Source organism: Filimonas lacunae, from assembly GCF_002355595.1.
GTDB classification, from domain to species: Bacteria; Bacteroidota; Bacteroidia; order Chitinophagales; family Chitinophagaceae; genus Filimonas; species Filimonas lacunae.
On the sequence record NZ_AP017422.1, the window covers coordinates 4412692 to 4429814 of the forward strand.

At 44.6% G+C, this 17123-nt stretch carries 13 protein-coding genes; 10 read left to right on the top strand and 3 right to left on the bottom strand.

What is annotated here, in order from left to right; translation table 11 throughout:
- Positions 1-9: 9 nt before the first annotated feature.
- Positions 10-2508 (bottom strand): nitrite reductase large subunit NirB, encoded by a 2499-nt coding sequence (gene nirB, locus FLA_RS17555; protein WP_076381374.1) that lies wholly within the window; start codon positions 2506-2508, stop codon positions 10-12.
- 199 nt (positions 2509-2707) lie between these two features.
- Here nirB and cobA point away from each other — a divergent pair, with 199 nt between their 5' ends.
- The 10 genes from cobA to FLA_RS17600 all read left to right on the top strand — a co-directional run bounded on the left by cobA (position 2708) and on the right by FLA_RS17600 (position 15282).
- On the top strand, positions 2708-3499 hold the full coding sequence (gene cobA, locus FLA_RS17560; protein ID WP_076381373.1) for a uroporphyrinogen-III C-methyltransferase: 792 nt from the start codon (positions 2708-2710) through the stop codon (positions 3497-3499).
- A gap of 41 nt (positions 3500-3540) precedes the next feature.
- Positions 3541-4230: a Crp/Fnr family transcriptional regulator gene (locus FLA_RS17565; RefSeq protein ID WP_076381372.1), complete on the top strand. Its 690-nt coding sequence runs from the start codon at positions 3541-3543 to the stop codon at positions 4228-4230.
- Positions 4220-4354, top strand: coding sequence for a hypothetical protein (locus FLA_RS31960; protein ID WP_262495998.1), 135 nt, complete (start codon positions 4220-4222; stop codon positions 4352-4354). The genes FLA_RS17565 and FLA_RS31960 overlap by 11 nt, the downstream gene beginning before the upstream one ends.
- 64 nt (positions 4355-4418) lie before the next feature.
- Entirely contained in the window at positions 4419-5015 is a 597-nt protein-coding gene (locus FLA_RS17570; RefSeq protein WP_076381371.1) for an RNA polymerase sigma factor, read from the top strand.
- 59 nt (positions 5016-5074) lie between these two features.
- Positions 5075-6250 (top strand): FecR family protein, encoded by a 1176-nt coding sequence (locus FLA_RS17575; protein ID WP_076381370.1) that lies wholly within the window; start codon positions 5075-5077, stop codon positions 6248-6250.
- Between the two features lie 193 nt (positions 6251-6443).
- The gene (locus FLA_RS17580) at positions 6444-10166 is read left to right on the top strand and encodes a SusC/RagA family TonB-linked outer membrane protein (RefSeq protein ID WP_084206434.1); all 3723 of its coding nucleotides are present in this window, start codon (positions 6444-6446) and stop codon (positions 10164-10166) included.
- A 10-nt stretch (positions 10167-10176) separates the two neighbouring features.
- The gene (locus FLA_RS17585; RefSeq protein WP_076381369.1) at positions 10177-11550 is read left to right on the top strand and encodes a RagB/SusD family nutrient uptake outer membrane protein; all 1374 of its coding nucleotides are present in this window, start codon (positions 10177-10179) and stop codon (positions 11548-11550) included.
- 83 nt (positions 11551-11633) lie between these two features.
- Positions 11634-12029: an ATP-binding cassette domain-containing protein gene (locus tag FLA_RS17590; protein WP_197705805.1), complete on the top strand. Its 396-nt coding sequence runs from the start codon at positions 11634-11636 to the stop codon at positions 12027-12029.
- A 109-nt stretch (positions 12030-12138) separates the two neighbouring features.
- On the top strand, positions 12139-14706 hold the full coding sequence (locus FLA_RS17595) for a zinc-dependent metalloprotease (RefSeq protein WP_076381368.1): 2568 nt from the start codon (positions 12139-12141) through the stop codon (positions 14704-14706).
- A 105-nt stretch (positions 14707-14811) separates the two neighbouring features.
- Entirely contained in the window at positions 14812-15282 is a 471-nt protein-coding gene (locus FLA_RS17600; protein ID WP_076381367.1) for a hypothetical protein, read from the top strand.
- 90 nt (positions 15283-15372) lie between these two features.
- Here FLA_RS17600 and FLA_RS17605 read toward each other — a convergent pair whose 3' ends face one another.
- Together FLA_RS17605 and FLA_RS17610 are read right to left on the bottom strand one after the other, a co-directional pair.
- Complete coding sequence (locus tag FLA_RS17605; RefSeq protein ID WP_159445163.1) at positions 15373-16281, bottom strand: DJ-1/PfpI family protein; 909 nt, start codon at positions 16279-16281, stop codon at positions 15373-15375.
- A 167-nt stretch (positions 16282-16448) separates the two neighbouring features.
- The gene (locus FLA_RS17610; RefSeq protein WP_159445162.1) at positions 16449-17054 is read right to left on the bottom strand and encodes a methyltransferase domain-containing protein; all 606 of its coding nucleotides are present in this window, start codon (positions 17052-17054) and stop codon (positions 16449-16451) included.
- Positions 17055-17123 lie beyond the last annotated feature (69 nt).

Consider the following 17123-nt stretch of genomic DNA (forward strand, 5'->3'; position numbering starts at 1 on the left):
AACAGGGGATTACTTCCACTCTTTGGCTTTTTTCTGATCGCGTAGTATTTCAAACTTTACTTCCGGATCTTTTTCCTGCGGCGCATTGATAAAGTGTACAAAGCGTTTGCGTAGCTCAGGTGTTTCCACCACCTCCCTCCACTCGCATTTGTAATTATTTACCAGCTGCTGCATCTCAGCCTCAAATGTTTCGGCCATACCCAGGCTGTCGTTCACTACCACATTACGCAGGTAATCGATACCCCCTTCCATTTTGTTAAGCCAGGTAGCGGTGCGGGTGAGCGGATCGGCAGTTTTAATATAAAACATCAGGAAGCGATCCAGATAGCGGATACAGGTGTCGCTATCAATGTCAGTAGCCAGCAATAGCGCGTGCTGTGGTTTAGAACCGCCATTGCCACACACATACAGGTTCCAGCCTTTTTCCGTAGCGATGATACCAAAGTCTTTCGATTGCGCTTCGGCACATTCGCGTATACAACCTGATACAGCGCTTTTAAATTTATGCGGTGCACGCAAGCCCCTGTAACGCTCTTCTACCTGTATGGCAAAACTTACACTATCCTGCAATCCAAAACGGCACCAGGTGCTGCCCACACAGCTTTTTACCGTGCGCAGCGCCTTGCCGTAAGCATGCCCGCTTTCAAAGCCTGCTGCAATCAGCTCTTCCCATATCAACGGCAAATCGCTTACATGCGCACCAAACAAATCAATACGCTGGCCACCGGTGATTTTAGTGTAGAGGTTATACTTTTTAGCTACGTTACCTATTACTATTAATTTATCAGGGGTGATTTCACCGCCTGGTATACGCGGCACTACAGAATAGGTGCCCCCTTTTTGAATGTTAGCCAGGAAGCGGTCGTTGCTATCCTGTGCCGTATCGTTGCCTTTGGCCAATACCAGGTCGTTCCATAAGCTGGCCAGCACAGAACTGATCAGCGGTTTACATACTTCACAACCATCTCCTTTGCCCAACTCATTCAATACCTCATCGTAGGTTTGCAGTTGTTTCAACTTTACCAGGTCGTACAACTCCTGGCGGGAATATTCAAAGTGCTCACACACTACTTTACGCACATACTTACCCTGCGCTTTCAACGTATGTTCCATAATATCTTTTACCATGGGGGCGCAGCCACCACAACCTGTAGCAGCCTTACAGGATTTCTTTATAGCATCCAACGTTTCGCATCCATGCTGTACCTGCTGCATGATATCATCCTTAGTAATACCTTCACAGCTACATATTAATGCATCGCCCGGCAAAGCAGCTACCCCGCTGCCTTTTTCAGCACTTCCACCGCGTGCACCTAATATCACCTCGGTAGGGTCTGGTGGCAGCACCACCTTGTTTTTAGTGGTTTGCAGCAGCATATTATACTCCGCTGCGTCTCCTACCAGCACACCGCCGAGCAGGTATTTACCATCTAATGAAGTATTAATTCTTTTATATACCCCTTTTACGGTATCCTGCAACACAATGGTGCGGCCTTTATCTGCAGCAATAAACGGCTCGCCAAAGCTGGCCACATCAATGCCTATCAGCTTTAACTTAGTACTCATATCAAAGCCGGTAAAAGCCTTATCACCACCTGTTAAATGCGTGGCCACAACCTCTGCCATTTCATAACCAGGAGCTACCAATCCGTATATAAAATCATTATATAAAGCACATTCACCAATAGCAAACACCGATGGGTGGGAGGTTTGCAGCTTATCATTCACCACAATACCACCACGCGGCCCCGTTTGCAGGCCTGCATGCGCAGCCAGCTCGTCGCGCGGTTTAATACCAGCCGATATTACCAGCATATCTACATCCAGTGTGGTATGATCGGCAAACCGCATTCCATCAATGGCTTTTTCGCCGGTAATAGCTACGGTGTTTTTGTTGGTGTGAATAGTTAATCCTAATGATTGTAATAAACCTTTTAATATATCAGAACCGGCATCATCAATTTGCCGGGGCATCAGGCGGGGAGCAAATTCAATTACATGCGTATCAGTAATACCCAGGTCCAGCAAGGCTTTCGCAGCTTCCAGCCCCAGCAGGCCACCTCCTATTACCGCCGCTTTGCGTGCTTTGGGGGCATAGGCTTTCATCATTTCCAGGTCTTCAATGGTGCGGTATAAAAACACACCTTCCTTTTCCACACCCGGCACCGGCGGCACAAAAGCGGCCGAACCAGTGGCCATTACCAGGTAATCGAACACCACCGCCTTACCTTTAAAAGAGTGTACTACTTTGTTTTCCAGGTCAATACGTTGCACCGGATCGCCCAAATGCAGTGTAATACCATTCTCCTGGTACCAGCCCACAGGGGCCATAGACAGGTCATCTGCATTTTTACCAGCAAAAAACTCACTCAGGTGAACACGGTCGTAAGCGGGGTAATTCTCCTCTCCAAATACAATCAGTTCGGCGGTGCCAGCGGGCGCTTTGGCTAAAAACTTCTCACAAAACTTAAAGCCCACCATTCCATTACCAATAATGACGATACGCATATAAACAGTTTTGGTTATAGAAAATATGCATTTCAGATGGCAGCAATCGTCACATAAACATTATTACTATATAACACTTAAAAAGAACCAAACAATCGAAAACAAAATAAAAACATGATCTATATCATAAATTTAGGCACAAATATTTTAAATTCACAAAACAAATACGACCAAAACAATAAATTTATATTTCCTACATATGAATATTCCAAATACTCCACATCTTACTTTAGTAGGAGCTGGCCCGGGCGATCCGGAGTTGATTACCTTAAAAGCCATCAAGGCCCTGCAAACCGCCCGGGTAATATTATATGATGCCTTGGCCAATGACCAGTTGCTGGAATATGCCGCTCCTGACGCCATTACCACCTTTGTAGGAAAACGTTTTGGCTGTCACGCTTTATCACAAGCCGCTATTAATGAATTGATTGTAGAAAACGCCTGGAAACATGGCCGGGTAGTACGCCTGAAAGGGGGCGATCCGTTTGTATTTGGCCGCGCTCAGGAAGAGATTGATTGCGCCCGGGCAGCGGGTATTACGGTGGAAGTAGTGCCTGGCATCACCAGCGCTATTGCTGTACCTGCCATGCAAATGATACCCGTAACCTGCCGCGGGCTAAACGAAAGCTTTTGGGTAACTACCGGCACCACGCGTAGTGGCGATATTTCGGCCGATGTAGCGCTGGCAGCGCAATCAAGCGCTACCGTGGTGTTATTAATGGCCATGAGCAAGCTGGAACAGATTGTGGACATATTCACCGTCAACGGCAAAGCGCAAACACCGGTAGCAATTATACAGGATGGCACTACCCCTAAAGAAAAAATGGTCATCGGCACGGTCAAAGACATCCTGTTTAAAGCCCAGCATGCGGGCCTGGCCAACCCCGCTATTATTATGATAGGAGAAGTAGTAAGGCTACATCCCTCCTTTTTACCCGCACAATTACCTGCTATGGCGCATGCTTTCGCCACCGCGAAAGGCAATTGCTGATGTAAGGGTAAAAACCTAATTTCACTGTCAAGACATTAGGTATGAAGAAAAGCAAAGACAGTTGTTCGCTGGATAGCTGCCAGTTATGCAGGTTATGTTTGAAAGATTGGTTACCCGCCGTTGAAGCACACCGCAAAAACATCCACTATAGAAAAGGAGAAGTTATTTTTAGTGAAGGACAGGAAGTACAGGGAATTTATTTTGTACACGAAGGCTCCGTAAAAATTCACAAACACTGGGGCGAAGACAAAGAACTGATTGTACGCTTTGCCAAAAAGGGCGACATCTTCGGACATAGGGGTTTTGGCGCTGATAAACACTACCCTATCTCAGCCACGGCAATGGAACCACTAACCGTTTGCTATATGGAACAGGACTTTTTTTATTCTACCTTAAAAACCAATACCAACTACCTGTTTCAACTCATGCTTTTTTATGCCGAAGAACTACAGGAATCGGAAAAGAACATGCGCAACCTGGCCCATATGCCCGTGAAAGGCCGTTTAGCCAATGCGCTTTTAAAACTGGAGCATTTATTTGGCCTTACAGAAGAAGGCTTTATCAATATAAACATCAGCCGTCAGGATATTGCTTCCTATACCGGCACCACTTACGAAACCGTGTTTCGTTTGTTAACCGAGTTTACACAGGAGAACCTGATTAAAACGGATGGGAAAAGTATAGCACTGCTGGAGAAAGATAAGCTGGAAACCCTCACCCATGTATCATAATAATATAGGTAAGCAGATATATCTGTTGATGCTGGCAGTGATAAGTACTACTGCTGTGCTGTCGCAAATGCAGGTAAAAACACTGGCAGCTTTACCACCGCATTTAAGGATAGCTTACACTTAAATTTCATTGAATTCAAGTAACTTGCACTATTATCTGTCCCATAAAACCTTTGGTGTAACAAACATTGTCCTCAGAGCTTTTACATAACGGACCAGCACTATGGCGTCAGCTGGCAACAGGTGATGAGGACGCATTTCGCAGTTTGTTTCATGCTTACACTCCCTCTTTATATGCATCGGCCCTGCAAGTGGTAAAGCAGGAAGAAACTGCCCGGGAAATAGTACAGGAAACCTTTTTAAAAGTATGGCTGAATCGCGAAGCATTGGCCTATATGGACAATCCTTCCGGATGGTTGTATAGGGTTGCCAGCAACCTGGCTATCAGCCAGTTGCGCAAACAAGCTACCGAGCACAAATGGATGCATAGCCAGCCTTTTGACAACACCACTACTAACGATGTGCTGGAAACCATTTCCTTTCGCGAAGCACGCCAGCTACTACACCAGGCCATTGAAGCCCTTCCCCCTAAACGCAAATTGATTTTTCAGCTAAGCAGACAGGAAGAATTAAGCCATGCCGAAATAGCAGCGCAACTGAATATGTCGCAAAACACGGTCAAAAACCAGATTGTACTGGCCAGTAAGTTTGTGGAAAACTATATTCAAAAGCATGCCGGCACCTACCTTCCCCTGTTTTTGCTGTTGATGAAAAAATATTTTTAGCAAGAGCGGTCCCTCAGGAGCCCCTCTGCGTTTTTATGTACAGAGGAACCTAATAATTAGTGGAAAATAAAGAATATATACAGCAGTTGCTGGGCAAATACCTGGCAAATACAGCTTCGGAAAAGGAGCTGCACGAGCTGTTTGCTGCCCTTGCTAAAGCACCAGACTATAAAGAGTGGGAAGAGATGGTGATGCCGGTATTTACCAGCCAGCCAGCCGCCCCCGGTTACAACCCGGCCGAATGGGAACCCGTGATACAGAACATTATTCAATATAAGGCAGCACCGGCCAAAGTACGGCGTATCCCCGTTTTCGCCCGTATGGTGGCGGCCGCTGCCGTTGTTTTTGCTATAGGCACCGGAGCTTATATCTATTACCAGCACACAGCCAGTAAGCAGTCTGCTCAGGGTATACTTGCTAAAAACGATATTGCCCCTGTAGGCAACAAAGCAGTGTTAACACTGGCCGATGGCAGCACGGTAACGCTGGACAATGCCGCTGCCGGCACACTGGCCAAACAGGGTAATGTAAACGTGGTAAAAACAGGAGATAATGCATTGAGCTATACCGGAAGCAAAGCTACCAGTGGCGCCATGCAATACAATACACTGCGTACGCCTAAAGGCGGACAGTTTCAGGTGGTATTGCCCGATGGCACTAAAGTATGGCTGAACGCAGCCAGCAGCATCCGCTATCCCGTGGCTTTTGCGGCCAATGAACGCAGTGTGGAAATATCCGGTGAGGCATACCTGGAGGTGGCCCGTAATGCTGCCGCTCCTTTTAAAGTGCTTACCGCACAGCAAAACATAGATGTGCTGGGCACCAACTTTAACATCAACGCCTACAACGATGAAGCGGCAGCCAAAACCACTTTGATCGACGGCAGTATTAAAATAAACACACCCGGCTCGCCCCAGAGCTATGTATTAACACCCGGACAACAGCTGGAGGTACAGCCATCCGGTGTACGAATGAATAAACAAGTGGACGTGCAGCAGGTAATTGCCTGGAAGAATGGCCAGTTGAATATGAACAACCTGGACGTAAAAGCGCTGATGCGCCAGATTTCCAGGTGGTATGATGTGGACATTGTGTTTGACGGCACTTTACCACAGGGACATTATGGAGGATTAATAGATCAGAAAGTATACTTATCCAATATCATAGAAGTGCTGGAAACCCAGGGAATTCACACCCGGCTGGACGGAAAAGAGCTACATGTTTCGGCTAAATAAATTATTCATTAACCCCCAAAGCATACTAATTGACACTGTACATGAAAGAAAATTAATCAAGAGACTAGCTTGATACGCATAAAAAAACCGGAAGCGCTCTGACCTGCTCCCGGCTATACATTGCGGCATTAGGCTAAACCAGGCATTTGCGAAAAAGACTGTTTATTTAATTACCTCAACTAACAACAAAGCTATGAAACTGGCAGCGTTATACAAACGCGTGTTATTAAGCATGCGTTTGTCTGAAACAAACAATTATTTCCGGTTATCCGTACCTACTGCGCAGCAGACAGTATTCCGGAGGAAAATTTTACTGGTTATGAGAATGAGTATTGTATTGCTTTTTGTGTGTTTGCAGCACGTAAGTGCGCATACCTACGCTCAAAAAGTAACTATTTCGGCCAAGCAAATACCGCTTACGCAAGCTTTTAACAGCATTAAGCAGCAAACGGGCTATTCTTTTTTCTGGGACCAGCAATTGCTGGACAAAGCCCCGTTAATTAATATTTCGGTAAAGGACGCTCCTATTGATGTAGCATTGGATAATTGCCTGAAAGGCCTGGATCTTTCTTACGAAATCAAAGGAAAGATTGTGTTAATCACCCCTAAGAAGACGCAGCATTTTACAGACGCCGCTACCGTAAATGCGTTTTTCCCTCCTCCGGCAGCAACTCATACTATTTCCGGTGTAGTACTCGATGAAAATGGCAAACCACTGCAAGGGGCAACCGTGTTGCTCGAAGCATTGAACTGGAGAAGAAGCACCGATGCTAAAGGTGAATTTATCTTTACTGATGTTCCGGAAGGACATTATCGCCTGGAAATCTCTTATGTGGGTTATACTAAAATCGTAAGAAGCCTTACTATAGAGAAAGACTACAGAGAAACCCTCACCCTGCGCCCGGAAATAAGTGTACAGGAAGAAGTGGTATTAAGCACCGGTTATAAAAAACTTACTAAGGCTTCTGCTACAGGTTCTTATGCAGTGGTTACTGCTAAAGATATTGAGCAAACGCCCGCCGTAAACCTGATGGAACGCCTGGAAGGTAAAGTGGCAGGTGTACAATTTGATGTACGAAACAATAAAATTCAGATCAGAGGTGTTGCCGGCTTTGGCAACAATTCGCCAGTGGCTCCACTGATTGTGGTAGATGGTTTTCCTTATATCGATCAGCAACTGACCAATATCAAGGCTACCAATTTTAACGCTCCCGGCAACTCAGGCAGCCTCAACCCTACTCTGCAAAACCAACCCGCTTATGCAGGTAACTCTATATTAAGTTCTTTTAACCCGAACGATATTGAAAGCATTACCTTTTTAAAGGATGCAGCAGCCGGTGCTATCTGGGGCGCCCAGGCAGCCAATGGTGTTATTGTCATCGAAACTAAAAGGGGCAGAAAAAATGCGGCTCCGGTAGTTAGTCTTAGCACTACACTTAGCACTTCCAAAGCAGCAAAGCTGTCCAGCGTTAAACAGATGAACAGTAAAGATTATGTAGATCTGGAAAAAGAACTGTTCGACAACAACTATTACTCCGACCCTAACAGTAGTTTCAGAAACCCGGAGATAAGCGAAGCGGTAAACTGGATGTTTATGGCAAAACGTGGACAGATTTCTACTGCCCAGCGCGATTCAGCTTTAAGTGTTCTTTCTGGCAGATCTAACATAGATCAACTGCAACGCAACTTTTTACAGCAGGTAGTATCTCAACAGTATAACCTTTCTGTATCAGGTGGTGGCGAAAACACCTCTTATCATATGTCAGGTAACTATACCCGCAACAATCCGGTGTATAAGAAAAACTATGCAGAGAGCTATTTTTTCACCTCCAATACCAGCACCGATTTGTTGAACAAAAGAGTTACATTCAATACAGGCTTAAACTATACGTATTCAAAAAGCTTTATGAATTCAGCTGCAATGAATGCGATATCCTCCGGCAACTTAGGTCTGGCCCCTTATGACATGGTTACCGATGCCAGCGGCAATCCTATTGAAAGAGGGCTCATTTTTACCAAAAGAGTATCAGACAGTATGTTGAAAATGGGTTACTTACCCTGGACCTATAATCCACTGGATGAACTGAATTATAACAACACTATTTATACTAAAAATGCTTTAAGAGTAAATCTATCCTTAACCGGTAAAATTACCAGCTGGTTAAATGTGCAGGTTTCCGGCCAGCTACAACGCAACTTTGACCAGCAAACCAACCTGCAGGACCTGATGGCTTATGACACCCGGGTACTGGTGAATGAAGCCACCATTTACACCAATGGCAAAGCCACCTATAATTTTCCTAAAGGTGGGATATATAAAACCAGCAACACTAATGGAGAAGATTATGGTTTAAGAGGTCAGTTCAACATCAATAAAACCTTTAACGTAGATCATCAGTTCCAGTTACTGGGCGGTGCCGATATCAGGCAAACAAGCAGCAATGGTTATAAACAAACCCGCTATGGATACGACCCCATATTGTCTACCTCAGTAGTAGTTAATCCAACAGTTTCCTACGCCACTATTTACCCTTTTACTACTAAACAAATAGGGTACAGTGATGGCACTGTTTTCATGGACAGAAAAAGATACCTGTCTTATTTTTCAGACGCCAGTTACTCTTACCGCAACAAATATTATGTTACCGCCAGCGCACGTTTTGATGATTATAGCATGGTGGGTGTAAGACGTCAGGACAGAGGCAATCCTTTATGGAGTATTGGTGCAAAATGGGATATCAGGAAGGAAGATTTCATGAAAAATATAACATGGTTAAATAATCTGTCACTGAGGGGTTCTTATGGCACACAAGGTGTTATTCCAACAGGAACATCTTACTATACCGTTATCTCTAGCGGCGTAGATAGCTACACACAGCAGCCAACCGCTTCTATTTTCAGCTATGCCAACCCCACTATTACCTGGCAAACCACCAAAACTATTAATGGTGGAGTAGATGCCACTATGTTTAACAACAGGCTTTCTGCAACCATTGAAATTTATAACAAACACTCCTATAACATCTATTATCAATTTCCTTACAATGCCACCTATGGCTTTAACCAGGTGGGTTATAATACGGCCAACATGAGTAATCACGGCCTGGAAATAACATTGAACGGGCAGATTATCCGTACCAAAAATCTGACATGGAGTTCTAATTTCAACTTGTCTTACAATACCAATAAGATTACCGATAACCGTTTTATTTCCAATACACAAACAGCTACCACAAACCACCTTACTGTTGGTTTACCGGTGGACAACCTGTTTGCCTACCGTTGGGCTGGTTTAAGCAACCTGGGACAGGCACAGATATACAATTCAAAAGGTGAAATAATACAAAGCACCGGTTTCCCTACGGTAACAACAGCCGACCAGGTATATGTGGGCCGTACTACCCCTCCTTATTTTGGCGGTTTTACCAACACCCTACAATATAAAAACTGGACCTTAAGTGCACGTATGGTATACTACCTGGGCCATAAGTTTCTGAAGCAGGATCTTACCAGCAATCATTACCCTACAGGCACCTCTTTCAGTGGTCGCTTAAGCAGCAGCCAAACATTGGCAAGCCGCTGGCGTAAACCAGGCGATGAAGCCATTACCAATGTACCTGGTATACTCAATGCCAACAGCAACAGCATTAACTGGTATACCGGTTCTGACCTGAATGTAAGAGACGCGGGCAATATTCGTTTACAGCAGATTACATTGGGTTACACTATGCCACAATCTATTCTTAGAAAAGTACCGGTATTTAAGGCTGTAACTATCAACGCTACCGCCAGCAACCTGGGCATTATCTGGAGAAAGAACAAAGATGGCATTGACCCTGATTATGTGGCAACCAGCGATTACAACAACCTGCCACCAACCGTTAACTATGTAATCAATCTTAACCTCACTTTCTAATTCAAACATCATGAAGCATAAACTTCTCTTATATATAAGCCTTGCTGCCGTGGTATTTACTACCGCCTGCCGCAAATATGTTGAGATTGCTCCTGTACAGCAAAGGGTATTGGAATATACGGCCGATTACGAGGCACTGCTAAACAATAGTACGTATATGGACCGCACCTATACCTATCCCCTGTATGCCGAGGATGATGCAGGCGCTGATACGGCTACCTGGCAAAACGGCCTTAACGGCAACACCAACGGTTTTGCTTACACCTGGGCCGAGAAACTGATAGCACTCAGCACCGCTGACGATAACGACTGGTACAATATGTATTTCAGCATTTACCAGACCAACCTGATTATTGTAAACGTGATGAACAGCAAAGGAGGAACAGATGCACAAAAACGTAAAGTACTGGCAGCCGCACAGGTACACCGTGCATTCTATTATCACACGCTGGTAAACATGTATGCCAAGCAATACGACTCCGCTACCGCCAACACCGATTTGGGTTTACCCCTGCGACTGGACGATCTGATTACCGGTTCACTGAAAAGGGTTTCTGTACAAGCGGTGTACAACCAGATTCTGGCCGACCTGAACAGTGCAGTAGCTACAGCAGAACTGCCCAATTTGCCGGACTTCACCAACAATGCCTCTAAAACAGCTGCTTACGCTATGTTAGCACGCACCTACCTGGATATGCGTAATTTTCCGAAAGCAGAAGAAGCTGCTAACAATGCATTACAACTGCAAAGCACGGTGAACAACCTGAACAACTATGTGACCAGTTTGCTTACTTACCCACAAAAACACGTTGATCCGGAGCTGATTTTTTCTAAAGCGGCCACCAATGTAAACAACTTCCCGCTGAGCCCTGCGCAACTGGCGCTTTTTGCCGATACCAGCGATCTCCGCTTCAGACTGTTCACCGCGAAAGGAAGCGACGTGTCTGTAACTTACCTCACACGTATTTATGCGAGAACAAGAAGGATTTCAGGACAGAGCTTTATTTCAGGCCCTACGGTACCGGAAATGATGCTGATAAAAGCGGAGTGCGAAGCAAGAGCAGGTAGTGCCGGCAACGCTGTGGCACAATTAAATGCACTGCGCAAATCACGCTTTACACCAGCACAATACCAGGATCTTACCGCTGCTACACCAGCAGAAGCATTGCAACTGGTAATACGTGAAAGAAAAATAGAACTGATGTGTACCGGCCGCCGCTGGTTTGATCAGCGGCGCCTGGCTAAAGACGGGTTAACACCTACTATCACAAGACTATTCAGGGGTACCACCTATACCCTGGAACCTGGAAGCAACCGGTATGTATTTCCTATTGCCGACAAGTATATTTTACAGAACCCCGAAATAGAGCAAAACCCAAGGTAATTTCTTCCTTACTGCACATTACAAACCATTAACGGCTGTGTTCACATGCCGGCTGTTAATGGTTTGTCTTAAACGAAAGCAATATGAACGAACCTATTGTAAGTGTTCAGAATCTCTCTCACCGTTACAGTGTTCAATGGGCTGTAAAAGATATCAGCTTTGAACTTACTAAAAATGGCATTTACGGTTTGCTGGGAGCCAATGGGGCTGGCAAGTCCACCATTATGAACGTAATGTGTGGCGTTATTAAACAAAGCCAGGGCGATGTATTTATAAAAGGCGTAAACCTGGGCACACAGCCCGAAAAAGCCAAACGTCATATAGGCTTTCTGCCACAGCAACCACCGCTGCAAGCAGATCTTACCGTAGAAGAATTTTTAACCTATAGCGCTAATATCCGGTTAATGGATTCCGCTAAGGTAAAAGCGGCTGTTACAGAAGTAATGGGCAAATGTGGTATCAGTCATTTCAGCAAGTGACCGGCACGGCATGATGATTATTGAAAACGAAAAAATATTAGATATTCTTTTATAAACCCGCATCCTTACAAACAAAGAACAACAGTTTTAATTAAGTATACTACCAATTATGTTTACAAGAAGACGTAACAGGGTTTCGGGCGCTATTGCCATTGCCCTGCTGGTGGCTGCCACCGCAGGTGCTCAAAAGAAAAACGCACCGGCAGACAATAAAAACAAGGGGGCAGACACTACCCGTAAAAGTGCTGATTCTGCACGCAAAGGCCCTTTGGCACCCACTGCCATAAAGCCTTACAAAGATGTTATTACTGCCGGCATGAAAACCAGCAAGGGGTATTTTACAGTACATCAGAAAGATGATAAGTACTACTTTGAAATTCCCAATAACATTTTACACAGAGACATTCTGATCGTGAGCCGGGTTTCTAAAGCTTCTGCCGACATGCGCAACGGCAGTAACGGTTATGCAGGCGATCAGATTGCTGAAACCGTGTACCGTTTTGAAAAAGGCCCTTCTAACAAAATGTTCCTGCGCCGTATTTCTTTTTCGGAATATGCAGGCGACAGCAGCAAAGCCATGTTTGCCAGCGTTAGCAAAAACAACGTGCAGGCCATTGCCATGGCCTTCCCTATTGCCGCTATTTCACCAGATTCTTCCGGTGTAGTGATTGATGCTACCGACCTGTTAAACAGCGACAACGACATTCTGTATTTCGAGAACAAAAAGCTGAAAGACAGGGCTGGTATGGGCTCACAGCAGAACGACAGAAGCTACATCGAATACGTGCACACCTTCCCCTCCAATATAGAAGTACATGCGGTAAAAACCTACAGTGCGGGCCTGAACCCTACTTCTTCCAACTACACCATAGAGTTAAATGCTTCTATGTTATTGTTGCCTTTAAACCCGATGCGTCCGCGTTTACTGGATGAGCGCGTAGGTTATTTTGCCACTGGTTTCCGGGATTTTGATGCCGACCCACAAGGTGTAAAAAACACCATCTATGCCAACCGCTGGCGCTTAGAGCCTAAGCCGGAAGACATGGAAAAATACAAACGTGGCGAACTGGTAGAACCTGCTAAACCTATTGTGTTTTACATTGATCCGGTAACACCTAAAAAATGGGTACCTTACCTGATGCAGGGCGTGAACGACTGGCAGAAAGCTTTTGAAAAAGCAGGTTTCAAAAATGCTATTATAGCTAAAGAAGCCCCCAGCCGGGAAGAAGACAGCACATGGAGCATTGACGACGCCACCCACTCGGCTATTATTTACCGTCCATCTGCCATTGCCAATGCTATGGGCCCCAGCGTAGCCGATCCACGCAGTGGTGAAATACTGGAAAGCCATATTTTCTGGTATCACAACGTAATGTCGCTGTTACACAGCTGGTATATGATGCAGTGTGCTGCTGTTGATCCACGCGCCCGTAAACTGGAGTTTGACGATTCGGTGATGGGTACTTTAATCCGCTTTGTATCTTCTCACGAAGTAGGCCATACTCTGGGTTTACGTCACAACTTCGGTTCCAGCTCTACCGTGCCGGTAGAAAACCTGCGCAATAAAGCATGGGTAGAAGAACATGGCCACACCCCTTCTATTATGGACTATGCACGCTTTAACTACGTAGCACAGCCCGAAGATAATATTGGCGATAAAGGTTTGTTCCCACGCATAGGCGACTACGATCAGTGGGCTATTCAGTGGGGTTACACTTACCGTCCGGAATTTAAAACAGCCGAAGACGAGAAAAAGGTGTTAGCTCACATCGTATCTGACAGCCTGGCTAAAAACCATCGTTTATGGTTTGGCAGCGAAATGGAACCAACTGATGCACGCAGCCAGAGTGAAGACCTGGGTAACGACGCAGTAGCCGCAGGTAACTATGGTATCAAAAACCTGAAAAGAATATTACCACACCTGATTGAGTGGACTACCCGCCCGGAAGAAGGATATGCATCGCTGTTTGAGCATTATGGTGTGTTATTGAGCCAGTATAGCCGTTATGTAGGCCATGTGTTGGCTAACATTGGTTGCGAATACAGAACCGAGAAAATAGCCAGCCAGCCCGGCCCTTTGTTTGAGGTAGCTCCTTACCAGGTAAATAAAAATGCCGTTCAGTTTTTAAACGATCAGGTGTTTACTACGCCATTATGGTTAAAGAACGATTCTATCCTGTTAAGATTACAGCAACTGCACGCTTCGGTATCGTTTGGCATTGAGCTGAATAAAATACAGGAAGATGTCATTAATAATGTACTTACCCGCAACCGCATCAGCCGTTTATGGTGGGAAGAACAAAATGCCGATGGTAAAAAAGTATACACCGTTACTGATTTGCTGAACGATTTAAACAAAGGCATTTTTAAAGAACTGTATGAAGGCAAGAATGTAGACAGCTACAGACGCAATATGCAGAAGATATATGTTGGCCGTTTAATTCAGCAGGTGTTTATAGCAGGCGATCCGCTTTCTACTATCACCGGCAGCTTCACTTACCATCTTACACAAACAGACTTAATGTTCCTGTTAAAAGATGCCATGAAGCAACAGCAGCAATTATGTAAAAAAGCGTTATTGAATCCTTCCCTGGATAAACCAACCAAATACCATTTACAAGACCTGATTCAAAGAATTGACGCAGGCTTTAAAATGGAATCGCAAACAGTGAAATAATAGACTTGAACCCTTTCCTGTGTTTGCATTGTCAACGGACGCCTTCTTCGGAGGGCGTCTTTTTTTAGGCAGAATAGTTGTATTTTTCCTTTCTTAACAACATACATGGACGAACGCCTGGTACTGCTTTTTATATTTATCGCCATTCTTGTAATACCCGCTTTTGCCAAACAATTGAAAGAAAAAGTATACAATGGAAAAGGCTTTAGCATTATTTACCCTTCGTCGTGGGAAAGCAGTGAAGAAGAGGGCATTGTAAACCTGTTTCCTACAGATAATTTCGCTGGCATTACCATTGTTGCACATCAGCAGGTGCAGTTGTCGCAGGATGAGATACGGGCTTTATTACTGGAAATGAACGGTATTATTAATAATGCTCCTGTTATTATTACCAATACCAAAAATGATGTTACAGAGTATTACTTTGAATACACCAGCAGAAACATCAAATGGCAGGTAAAAGCTTTTCATCAACAGGAAACACTGTACCTGGTTTCTACCAACTGCCATGCCGACCGCTGGGAGCATATGAAGCCGTTGATGCTGAAATCACTGCAATCCTTCCGGATAAAATAAAAGGCTGGCGAGTATCCATCATGCACGGCTTTTACATTCTTCCCATGTACCAGATGTTGCTATTATTTGTGTACAAAAAAGGACGATACTTTAGGAATGTGTGAATCGATTCCAAAAACGGTGCTGCCCTATCGCTTCTATAAACTGCCCGCATAAAAGCTGAATATCACTATCAGTAACCACTCCGTCCATACAGGAGGTAGACGCCCCAAAACTAGTATAGGCAATTAACGGTAATGCATCATTATTCAATGCGATAGCTTTGCCATGACGGTAAGTTTCGTTGAGGAAACGGATAGCAGCCACCTCTTTCAGCAACGCTGCAACACATGTTTTACCTCCGGCAACATATACCGCATCATAGTATAACGGAGTAGCCCGTTCCAGGCTATGCCCTACCAATATCAGGGAGTTGTCTTCCGCTACTATCAGTCCTTGTTCGGGAGCAACAATCTCCACTTCTGCCCCTTGCTGTAACAATGTATTTTTCATTATCTGCAACGATGCGTTATGTACGCCATCTGCTGCCAGTATAGCCACCCTGCGTAAACGTATATTCGTTTTATGATGGTAGATAGTACTTAAAGGAGTCTTCCTTTCTGTTACCCCTGCTATAGTGTACCAGCCCCTCGCTGCTTCATCTGCGTCGATGCTTTCCTGTAACTTATCCTCTTTTAAAGTATGCAGCCTGATAGCATAAGCTATTTCAGCCGCCAGGGTTTTATTACGCTCTGCTATTTTGCGCACCAGGCTTTCTCTTACCCCACCTGTTGGCAGGTTACGAAGCTGCATACAAATGGCATCTACCAGCTGTGTTTTTTCTTCATAACTATTATTGGTATCCAGTAACCGGGTGATCAGGGGAAGTACTACGTTTTCAGTTTCCGTTTCCTCTGGTAAAGACGCAACAATCACAGTTTTGTAGATGGTGCTGACGTTTCTTTTTTTCAGGGTGGTTTTCTTAGCAATAGTTTTGTTGGGTACAGGTGTTTTAGGCATATATAGGATTTTGCTCAACAGTAGGTATAAAATCGTGCCATTACAGAAATGGTGTAACTGGTTTTTATCACCAGCCCTGTGCATAACCCCAAAGCGTTTGATTATCAAATATAAAAAAACAGCCGGCAGTGAATACTACCGGCTGTTTGTATCTCTATTGCACACTATTAATTCTTTTCGGCAATGGTAATGAGGTTAAAATTATCCAGCTCGTGCTGACTATTAACGGTGAAACCGCAATATTCCAGCATTTGTTTTACCACCTCCTGGCTAAACACGTGGTGGTGTGCACAACGATTATTGAAATTGTCTTTCAAGCGCTCCGTAAACTCTTCCAGGCTTTTCACCCCGGGGTCCATAGAAACATCGTGTAATGCTATCAGTTCTTCAAAACAGGTGGTATCATGCTCATCCACCTTGTTCTTATAATCTTCTACCAGATGTTCAAAGGTTGTATAAGGCCTTTTGTGATCGAAAATGAACCTTTTATCCGGTAACACCAGCACCAGCTTTCCCTTCTGCTTCAACAACTCTGCCCAACCTTTTACGGCTTGTATAGGGTTGGCCACATGCTCCAGACTATGGCACGACAGCAGAAAATCATACTCGTTTTTAGGTATATGAGATAAATTGGAAGCTTCTGCTATATATTGATAGCCTGTTTTACCTTTTACGTATTGGTAATTATTACCCTCAGCAATACTGCCTTCCCAAACGGTTTGGGTGCTGAAGTTGACGCCATCTACCTGTTTGGCAAACAAATACAGTGGCATATTTTTCTGGAAAAAGAAGCTTGGACCGCCAATTTCTATCCCTTTTTGTCCCTTAAATTTTAAACCTTC

Excerpts from the sequence above, each read along its gene's own strand:
- nirB (WP_076381374.1), bottom strand. The coding sequence starts at position 2,508 with ATGCGTATCGTCATTATTGGTAATGGAATGGTGGGCTTTAAGTTTTGT.
- cobA (WP_076381373.1), top strand. The coding sequence starts at position 2,708 with ATGAATATTCCAAATACTCCACATCTTACTTTAGTAGGAGCTGGCCCG.
- FLA_RS17565 (WP_076381372.1), top strand. The coding sequence starts at position 3,541 with ATGAAGAAAAGCAAAGACAGTTGTTCGCTGGATAGCTGCCAGTTATGC.
- FLA_RS31960 (WP_262495998.1), top strand. The coding sequence starts at position 4,220 with ATGTATCATAATAATATAGGTAAGCAGATATATCTGTTGATGCTGGCA.
- FLA_RS17580 (WP_084206434.1), top strand. The coding sequence starts at position 6,444 with ATGAAACTGGCAGCGTTATACAAACGCGTGTTATTAAGCATGCGTTTG.
- FLA_RS17585 (WP_076381369.1), top strand. The coding sequence starts at position 10,177 with ATGAAGCATAAACTTCTCTTATATATAAGCCTTGCTGCCGTGGTATTT.
- FLA_RS17590 (WP_197705805.1), top strand. The coding sequence starts at position 11,634 with ATGAACGAACCTATTGTAAGTGTTCAGAATCTCTCTCACCGTTACAGT.
- FLA_RS17595 (WP_076381368.1), top strand. The coding sequence starts at position 12,139 with ATGTTTACAAGAAGACGTAACAGGGTTTCGGGCGCTATTGCCATTGCC.
- FLA_RS17600 (WP_076381367.1), top strand. The coding sequence starts at position 14,812 with ATGGACGAACGCCTGGTACTGCTTTTTATATTTATCGCCATTCTTGTA.
- FLA_RS17605 (WP_159445163.1), bottom strand. The coding sequence starts at position 16,281 with ATGCCTAAAACACCTGTACCCAACAAAACTATTGCTAAGAAAACCACC.
- FLA_RS17610 (WP_159445162.1), bottom strand. The coding sequence starts at position 17,054 with ATGCCACTGTATTTGTTTGCCAAACAGGTAGATGGCGTCAACTTCAGC.